This window comes from Streptomyces xylophagus, assembly GCF_000716435.1.
Lineage (GTDB): Bacteria > Actinomycetota > Actinomycetes > Streptomycetales > Streptomycetaceae > Streptomyces > Streptomyces xylophagus.
This window is the reverse complement of sequence record NZ_JNWO01000078.1, coordinates 1-1,867: the sequence shown is the minus strand read 5'-3', so window position 1 is coordinate 1,867 and position 1,867 is coordinate 1. Positions and strand designations below refer to the sequence as shown.

5 protein-coding genes are annotated in these 1,867 nt (G+C 65.2%); all 5 read right to left on the bottom strand.

Going from position 1 to position 1,867, the window contains the following annotated elements; genetic code table 11:
• On the bottom strand, nt 1–412 hold a 412-nt coding region (locus tag OO70_RS50230), incomplete at its 3' end, for a DUF2800 domain-containing protein (protein WP_043688217.1).
• A gap of 80 nt (nt 413–492) precedes the next feature.
• A complete protein-coding gene (locus OO70_RS55140) occupies nt 493–765 on the bottom strand; it encodes a hypothetical protein (protein ID WP_096772443.1) in 273 nt (90 codons plus the stop codon).
• Nucleotides 762–1,178 carry a hypothetical protein gene (locus tag OO70_RS50225; RefSeq protein WP_124788636.1) on the bottom strand — a complete coding sequence of 139 codons (417 nt, stop codon included), beginning with the start codon at nt 1,176–1,178 and terminating at the stop codon, nt 762–764. The genes OO70_RS55140 and OO70_RS50225 overlap by 4 nt, the downstream gene beginning before the upstream one ends.
• 14 nt (nt 1,179–1,192) lie before the next feature.
• Entirely contained in the window at nt 1,193–1,483 is a 291-nt protein-coding gene (locus tag OO70_RS50220; RefSeq protein WP_030529774.1) for a hypothetical protein, read from the bottom strand.
• Nucleotides 1,484–1,509: 26 nt separating this feature from the next.
• Nucleotides 1,510–1,827 carry a hypothetical protein gene (locus OO70_RS50215; protein ID WP_158711677.1) on the bottom strand — a complete coding sequence of 106 codons (318 nt, stop codon included), beginning with the start codon at nt 1,825–1,827 and terminating at the stop codon, nt 1,510–1,512.
• Nucleotides 1,828–1,867 lie beyond the last annotated feature (40 nt).

The following is a 1,867-nucleotide window of genomic DNA, read 5'->3' as shown; positions in this document are numbered from 1 at the left end:
CGGCATACGAGATTTCTGCCTGTCTCGTGGGCTCGGAGATGTGTATAAGAGACAGGATCAGGATGTCGCCGGTCCCGAAGAGCTTCGGGTGTATCCAGCTCATGTCGAGCTTCGTTTCCAGCAACAGCTCGTCGCCGTCGACGCGGCTCAGATACTTCTCAATGGTCTCGATGGTCAGCTCGCAGCCCTCGACCATCTCTTCGTCGATCTCGAAGTAGCGCTCGCGGTCGATCTCGACGTTGTCCCCACTGCGCAGGAACTTCAGCTCGTCGCCAGTGGCCTGGAGGTCGACCAGGCCGCCGATCCAATCGCGCGGATCGTGGCCGTTGGTGATGATGAACTCGTTGAACTCATGCGCGGCCGTCCCTTCGAGGGCGAACACCGTGCTCTTGTTCTCCTGGCCCTCGGACATGCCGACAGAGCCCACGCAGACCATCCAACGGGATGCTGCGGAAGGTCCGAGCTTGCTATGTGCTCTGCCGGAATGCTGTTTCAACTCAGTGCCTCTTCGTCTTCCGCGCTAAGCGCGGGGTCGTGCCATTGCTGGTCGGACTTGCCTGGGAAGATAAAACCGCAGGGGCATATCTCCGGCCGCTTAGGTTGGTGGAGTGCGGGCCAGCCGCACGCGAGCGTCTGGGCCTCGCGCTCGTAGAACTCGCGTGCGGTGATCTCTTCGACGAGCGGGCCATCGGGCAGATCACCTTCAGTGAACCCCCTGCGACCCGACTCGCCGTCTTCCCAAAAGCGTCGGACGCCGTTGCTCACGGCTCGATGACGTTGGGCTTGCAGCTCTCGGCGTAGGGCTGCGTCTCCACGTTGCGAGACGAACGGAACGTGCTCTCGCCGTTGCGGATGCGCCGGACGATCTCCTGGCGGATGTAGGCCGCCGCGACGACGAGGTTCGCAACGTCCGATCCGTAGTCGCGGAAGCCGCCCCAATCCTTGGGGAAGACGGCCTGCTCGGCGAGCTTCAGCGCTTCCTCGCGCGTCCAGATATGCCCCTGGCGCGTCGCCAGATAGATGAAGTCGAGCTGCGCGACACCGGCCTGCAAGAGCTGGCCTTGCGAGATGTCGGCGCGGTCGTTCGTGTCGCCCCACATGCGGTCCTGGCGGCCGATCTCGGCGGCGATCAGGTTGTCCGCCTGCATCTGCGGCGTGGTGGTGATCGCGTCGTCCATGTTGATCCCGTACATCAGGCGGCCTTCACGTAGACGGCGGTCTTGCGGCCGTGGCTCTTCTTGGAGACCATCGCCGTGTACTCGCCGGTCGGCTTGATGAAGCCCTCGCTCACCGCCTTGCTCACCAGGCCGCCCCACGCGTTGGGGTGGCTCGGCTCTTCGTCGACGAGCGCGCGGATGTCCTCGCCCGTGCCGCGCCAGTCGGCGGGCAGGTTCTTGACGACGTACAGCGCGCCTTCCTTCCAGGCGGCGTTGTTATCGAGGGTGCGGTTGATGCCCTCGTTCTTCAGTTCTTGAGCGTTCATGCTCTCGGCTCCGTGGGTGGTGGGGATCAGGCGGCGCGCACGGCGGGCATCTGCCGCCGCAGATCGCGGATGATGCGGTTCACGACGCGCGAGCGCGGCGCGGGGACGCGGCTGTAGAAGTCGAGCATCGCGGCGGTTGCGACGGTCGGCTGCGCCAGGACGCCAGCGGCGACGAGCGCCCTGGCGGCTTCCTCGCGTGCCGAGTTCGCCATGACAGCGCGCTCGTTGAGCTTGGCCTTGTCATTGGCGGCGACGGCAAACATGCCGTTGCGCCACTTCTTCAGCCAGCCTTCACGGCGGGCGTTGTTGCGGCGAGCGCCGCGATAGCTATCTGCGTTAAGCATGGGGGGGGGGGCTCCGTGAAGGTGAGGGGACGCCCCGCCC

Bases quoted from the DNA above. Each gene is read 5' to 3' on its own strand.
- OO70_RS50225 (WP_124788636.1), bottom strand. From the start codon at position 1,178: ATGGACGACGCGATCACCACCACGCCGCAGATGCAGGCGGACAACCTG.
- OO70_RS50215 (WP_158711677.1), bottom strand. From the start codon at position 1,827: ATGCTTAACGCAGATAGCTATCGCGGCGCTCGCCGCAACAACGCCCGC.
- OO70_RS50220 (WP_030529774.1), bottom strand. From the start codon at position 1,483: ATGAACGCTCAAGAACTGAAGAACGAGGGCATCAACCGCACCCTCGAT.